Source organism: Bacillus sp. MUM 13, from assembly GCF_001866725.1.
GTDB lineage: Bacteria > Bacillota > Bacilli > Bacillales > DSM-1321 > Peribacillus.
Genome location: NZ_MLYQ01000105.1, coordinates 1 through 5,322 on the forward strand (window position 1 = coordinate 1; position 5,322 = coordinate 5,322).

Genomic DNA, 5,322 nt, shown 5'->3' on the forward strand with positions numbered 1-5,322 from the left:
TTGATTGGAGCGGAAGACGCTCGACTCCTGGGGGATTAGCGTTTCAGGCGAGACCCCGCAGGAGCGGCAGCGACGAGGAGGCTTGGCGAACGCCCCCCGGAAAGCGAGCGTCTGGAGCGGAAATCAATACATGTAAAAAAGTTTTTCCCCCTATGCTCCTTTTTATCTAGTAAAAGATATATAGACAGTGAAAGGGAGGTGAGAACATGGAAAATCAAATTTTGGAATTGACTCGTTTGCAGATTGAGCTTGAAAATGGCGTGAATGAGAAGGGTGAGCCTGTGGTTAAGCGCAAAACTCTTTCTAACATCGACAAAAAGGCGGATGCAGCTTCTTTGAAAAAAGGAGCGGATGCACTTGCCGGACTTCAAAAGCATGCTGTTGTGAATGTGAAGCGTCTGGATACGTGGGATATCGAGTAAACTGACTCTTAAACTATGAAAGGAGGAAAACATGATGGAAAAAGTATTGGAACTATACTTTACGACTTCTGACGGAAAGACGGCCAAGGTATCAGTCGAGGATCCGATTGATAATCTTAATTCGCAGGCAATCAGTGCAGCGATGGATGAGATGCTCTCTTCAGGCATTTTCATTACCAAAACCGGCACATACACAAGCAAAAAGGAAGCGCGCATCGTTGAAAAAACGACTACAAATTATTCTTTTTAATAAGGAAGGAAAGGCTTCTCCACTTAGTGGGGGAAGTCTTTCCTGTGTGTTTACATATTGGGGGGCGGAGTTGTGAAGGTAGCACATATTGAGGAATTTGCTCATTTATCTAATTTTTCATCACTAAAAGAGTTTAACAATAGCATTGAACAGCAGATGCTTGAGCTGAAGGGGACGTTTACGAAAAGTGAAAGTATTGCCATTAAGAGGCTTATTCGATATGCTGCCAAAATACCAGGTGTTTGTTTGGCCAAAATAGGGACGATTGTGGCGGCGACGCATAGGGATGGGGAAATGGGGATATCAAGGTCGACGTTTAAAAGAGCGGTTTTGAAGGCCAAGGACTCCGGGCTGCTGACGATTATTGAGCTGGAGAGGAAGAACGGATCGCAGACCGCCAATCTTTATGTTTTCAATCGTATTTCTTTGTCACAGTGCGCTGAACCACCCAAAGGCGAACAATTGGACCTCCCAGTAAACTATCAATCTTTTGAAACTAACAACATAAAAGAAAAAGAACGTAACACCGAGCCTCCTGTTCCTGAGATTCTTGATGCATCTTTTACAAGCGAAAAAGTTCCATCAGCCTTTACTGGTATTGTTTCAAGCTTTTTTGATGACTGCAGTGTGATCGAGGAGTTTTGGAGAATGACGGGATTTGCTTTTAAGGGGCTGGATTATTGCCGTGATACGATGCTTGAGATGTCGGTTGCTTCGTTTAAGCAGACGGTCCGGGCAATGAAGAAGAAACCACTTCGGCGGAATAAGTTTGCGTATTACTGGGGCATTCTGCAGAAGAAGCTGGATGATTTGTACTTCAGCGAGCTGTTTGAACTGGGGTTTTAGAGGGTCCTGTTTAGAGGTATAATGAAGGAAAAAAGGCAGTGATGATGGTGAAAAAACAGGAATTTCCGATTGTATTTGATTTGGATGGAACTTTATTTGACTGTAAGGAGCTGACGAATCAGACTTTTCCGCTTGTGATTGATAGGCTTTCTGAAAAGTACGGGGAGCAGCTTGAGATTAAACGCTTCGAGCAGTATGAGCATTTTCTTGGCACGGTGACGGAGGATATTTTTGCTGAGATATTGCCGGGTGCAGGCCGAGAGATTGTGAATGAAGCGGAGCAGCTGTTAATAGAAGTGGAAGAGGAGCTGATCCCGAAGGCTGGGAAGCTGTTTCGGGGTGTGGAGGAGACGCTTCAGACGCTCAGGAGTCAAGGATTTCCGCTGTTTATCGCGAGCAATGGCAGCAAAGAATATGTGGATTTCGTGTTACAGGACTTTGAGATACATGGTTTTTTTGAAGGAGTGTTCAGTGCAGGCGGTCAGGGGACAAAGACGAAAAGTGACTTGGTGGCGGCTTTAATGAAGAATCATGGTTACACAGAGCGAGGCATTATGGTCGGCGACCGGCATTCTGATATGGAAGCAGGGACGAATAGCGGGCTGATGACAGTTGGCTGTACATACGGATTCGGAGATGAAAAAGAAATCGGTGATGCGGATGTGAAGATTTCTGCGATTTCTGAGCTTTTGGATGTTGTCCGTGAGATAGAAGAGAAGTAGTACGAATTGTGATTGGAGAGACAGGATGATTATAGAGCTTGATAACAAAAGCAGTGTTATGGCAGAAAAGATTTTACATGTCCAGCTGCCGGCATATCAGATTGAAGCCAATATGATTGGTTTTGATGGCATTCCTCAATTAAAGGATACGATCCTGGATATTACGGAATGCCGGGAAACGTTTGTCGGATATACTTCAGGGGACGAGCTGCTTGGGTTTATTTCCTATACCATTGATGAGGGAGTGGTTGATATCTGCCGGCTGGTGGTGGATCCTTCTCATTTCAGAAAAGGGATTGCAAGGGAACTGCTGGAGCATGTTTTGGAGATAGCGGGAAACAACAAGTTCATTGTCAGTACAGGCAAGAAAAATATTCCGGCTTTGATTCTTTATCAACGTTTTGGATTCGAGAAGGTGAAGGATATCGAAGTCGCACCTGGCGTTTTTATTCGCATTTTGGAAAAGTAAAAATGAAACGAAAGGCTTAGTATATTCGTGTTCTCCTAGGGAATATAATGAATACAACCCATCATAAAGGAGAGTTCTAATGAACCTGACAACCAGATTTCTTCCGAAGTGGCATCTTTATTTAAAAAGTTATAACGAGACACTGTTAGAAGGCTGCCTGGATGAGAGATTCAGAACTAAGTTAAAGAAGAAAATTCAGTATCATCATGAAAGATATATGGAAATAGCTTTACTGGAGGATGAACATATAGACAATAGGGCGTCTTTAAAACTATAGCGGTGTAAGGAACCTTGCCTTTGTGGTGAGGTTTTTTTACGTTTACTGTATGAGGCACTATGCACTTATTACATTTGGAAATTCTTTTGTCACTAGGCACAATTGTAATAGGTTCTTAGTTAAGTGCATACCGCATTATTGACAAAAACTGTGACGTGAAAAGTTGTATTTAAATCATATGCTTTGCTTTTTGTGTTGGAATAAACGATAAAGTCCACTAATGAGGTAATACAGAAAGAAGTAACCAAAAATCATAATGGTAGGTAATATATTGGTGTAAATATTTATAAAAATAAAACCTAAAATGAGAAAAATAGATGCAACGATAAAATTGAATTTATAACTTTTATTACGATTCAACAAAATCACCTCCATTAAAATTTACCATAGAAATACACAATCTCCGTGTCTATAGTACGGAAGGAAGTTTAAATATGGCTGAATAAAAAAACAGGCTACCAAATAGCCTATGATCCTAATATTTTAATCATTAACTATGTTCTTTTGTTCTTTTTTTTAGTGTAGTAAAACAATCTTATGCCAGTAATCAAAACTACTCCGATAATCAAATATTTGTATTCATTTAAGATAAAGGCCAAACGCTAAACACACAACAAAAATAGTAGATTCTAATATTATTTGGGTTTTAGTTCTCAAGGTGTTTTCTCCTTTCTAATATTTATAAACGACCTGCTTGCCGTAATAATCTTCTACCATGCCCAAACCAGTCTGATAAGTTCTCAAGTAATATCTTTAAACCTTTACTCCATGTTTCCCAGAATTGGCTACTTTTAATAATTTGGCGTAATCAGCTTTCTTTTTCATTAAATCAGCTATCATATGCTCGCGGGCATATATCTGGGTTGAACCTAAAAAAACGCCAGTGATAGGGGCTTTGACGGCTATTATTGAAGTTGCAATCAACTCCATCAAAGTGCTTGTATGGCTATAATAAATGGAAATGTTTTTTGGCGATAGTCCGAAAACAAAGCAATGACCGATAAGACATAATTATCTAGGTAAGATTCATATACCATCCCTTTCTAAAATGTATCGAACAATTTCATTATATCTAGTAATAGTTTTGTGTAATATCAAAAAACGACATAATTGGATAAAATAGTAATATATACTTATCCATTATTTGGAATTTTAGGACAAATGACATAGGTAGTAAAGCAGGAAAGAGAACATACAATTAATTTATAACGAACTGTGCGGCAAAGGTGATAAAACAATGTTAGAAGAAACCTTTCTAGGAAGACTAAAAGAACTTGGCAACAAAGTAGACTGTCAAAATGGTGAACACTTGAGGGTATTAAACGACAATCAGGAAGTAGCAAGAGTAAGTGCTTTTCAGCCTTATGAAATGAACACCATAGATTGTCCTTCGGAAATACTAGAATTAATCATAATATTTTCAACGACAAAATATGAAGATAGGCACAAATGAACAATCCGTATCGATTGTGAGGAAAGCATTGAATATAAAACAGTCATGAATACGTGCAGCTTCATAAGATATGGTTATGAGGCGGTGAGTGCAGTGGATTTGCAATTGCGCAGAACGAACATTGAAGAAGCGGGTGTGCTTCTTAACATTCAAAAAGAAGCTTTTAGGGATGATTTGCTGAGGTACGGGAATTTTTCTTCCAGTCCAGCTACTGAAACTTGGCGAATGCTTGCTCATAGAATCCGATTTTCTAATCATTATACGATTTTTGCGGATGGCTGGATTGCTGGCGGTGTTGACATTATGAAGATAACGGAACATCATTACCGGCTGTTCCGGATATTTCTTGGCACTGCTTTTCAAAACAAGGGGCTTGGCGAAAAGGTAATGATGTTAGCTGAAGGGAAATTTCCTGATGCAGTGATGTGGAGCTTGAATACACCGCAGGATAATTTTCGTAACCGCTATTTTTATGAAAAATTGGGCTATAGAGTTGTAGGGGCGAGCAAAATAAATGATAGTCTGAGTTTATTGGAGTATGAGAAGATTTTGTAACAGGGTGCCTGGATATCCAGGCATTTTTTTGTGTGATTATTTAATTCGCTCGAATGGGAGGCGAATTGGCTCTAATGAGACGGAATTTCGCTCGAATCAATGAAGATTTCGCTTGAATCAGGCCTGATTTGGACTTATTATCCAATTAAATGGAAATTACAAGGCGCAGATTTGTATGAATTAGGCGGAATCTCAATGATCGGCAGCAGTTTTCTGTATGGTGCAGCTTAAAAGGGTTGCTTTGGTGTGTAAAATTAAGAAAAAACAGGAAAGTCAGATGAGAAAAGGGACAGTACCGTTTTTTCTAAGTGTAGTGCACCCCAAAAGT

At 39.8% G+C, this 5,322-nt stretch carries 9 protein-coding genes; 8 read left to right on the forward strand and 1 reads right to left on the reverse strand.

Features of this window, described 5'->3' with window-relative positions:
* Positions 1-206: 206 nt before the first annotated feature.
* The 6 genes from BIV59_RS19935 to BIV59_RS19960 all read left to right on the forward strand — a co-directional run bounded on the left by BIV59_RS19935 (position 207) and on the right by BIV59_RS19960 (position 2,986).
* Entirely contained in the window at positions 207-422 is a 216-nt protein-coding gene (locus tag BIV59_RS19935; RefSeq protein WP_071353212.1) for a DUF1659 domain-containing protein, read from the forward strand.
* A gap of 34 nt (positions 423-456) precedes the next feature.
* Positions 457-672 (forward strand): DUF2922 domain-containing protein, encoded by a 216-nt coding sequence (locus BIV59_RS19940; protein ID WP_071353213.1) that lies wholly within the window; start codon positions 457-459, stop codon positions 670-672.
* A gap of 72 nt (positions 673-744) precedes the next feature.
* Entirely contained in the window at positions 745-1,518 is a 774-nt protein-coding gene (locus BIV59_RS19945) for a hypothetical protein (protein ID WP_071353214.1), read from the forward strand.
* A 41-nt stretch (positions 1,519-1,559) separates the two neighbouring features.
* Complete coding sequence (locus BIV59_RS19950) at positions 1,560-2,240, forward strand: HAD family hydrolase (RefSeq protein ID WP_083392279.1); 681 nt, start codon at positions 1,560-1,562, stop codon at positions 2,238-2,240.
* A 25-nt stretch (positions 2,241-2,265) separates the two neighbouring features.
* Positions 2,266-2,709 carry a GNAT family N-acetyltransferase gene (locus tag BIV59_RS19955; RefSeq protein WP_071353215.1) on the forward strand — a complete coding sequence of 148 codons (444 nt, stop codon included), beginning with the start codon at positions 2,266-2,268 and terminating at the stop codon, positions 2,707-2,709.
* Positions 2,710-2,788: 79 nt separating this feature from the next.
* A complete protein-coding gene (locus tag BIV59_RS19960) occupies positions 2,789-2,986 on the forward strand; it encodes a hypothetical protein (protein ID WP_071353216.1) in 198 nt (65 codons plus the stop codon).
* Positions 2,987-3,739: 753 nt separating this feature from the next.
* Here BIV59_RS19960 and BIV59_RS23835 read toward each other — a convergent pair.
* On the reverse strand, positions 3,740-3,916 hold the full coding sequence (locus BIV59_RS23835; protein ID WP_170846209.1) for a hypothetical protein: 177 nt from the start codon (positions 3,914-3,916) through the stop codon (positions 3,740-3,742).
* 307 nt (positions 3,917-4,223) lie between these two features.
* On the opposite strand from BIV59_RS23835, the gene BIV59_RS19970 reads away from it, so the two are divergent.
* Positions 4,224-4,439, forward strand: coding sequence for a hypothetical protein (locus tag BIV59_RS19970; protein WP_071353218.1), 216 nt, complete (start codon positions 4,224-4,226; stop codon positions 4,437-4,439).
* Positions 4,440-4,532: 93 nt separating this feature from the next.
* Positions 4,533-4,994 (forward strand): GNAT family N-acetyltransferase, encoded by a 462-nt coding sequence (locus BIV59_RS19975; RefSeq protein ID WP_071353219.1) that lies wholly within the window; start codon positions 4,533-4,535, stop codon positions 4,992-4,994.
* Positions 4,995-5,322 lie beyond the last annotated feature (328 nt).

Coding starts and splice junctions, on each gene's coding strand:
- BIV59_RS19935 (WP_071353212.1), top strand. CDS start 207: ATGGAAAATCAAATTTTGGAATTGACTCGTTTGCAGATTGAGCTTGAA.
- BIV59_RS19940 (WP_071353213.1), top strand. CDS start 457: ATGGAAAAAGTATTGGAACTATACTTTACGACTTCTGACGGAAAGACG.
- BIV59_RS19950 (WP_083392279.1), top strand. CDS start 1,560: ATGATGGTGAAAAAACAGGAATTTCCGATTGTATTTGATTTGGATGGA.
- BIV59_RS19955 (WP_071353215.1), top strand. CDS start 2,266: ATGATTATAGAGCTTGATAACAAAAGCAGTGTTATGGCAGAAAAGATT.
- BIV59_RS19960 (WP_071353216.1), top strand. CDS start 2,789: ATGAACCTGACAACCAGATTTCTTCCGAAGTGGCATCTTTATTTAAAA.
- BIV59_RS23835 (WP_170846209.1), bottom strand. CDS start 3,916: ATGGAGTTGATTGCAACTTCAATAATAGCCGTCAAAGCCCCTATCACT.
- BIV59_RS19970 (WP_071353218.1), top strand. CDS start 4,224: ATGTTAGAAGAAACCTTTCTAGGAAGACTAAAAGAACTTGGCAACAAA.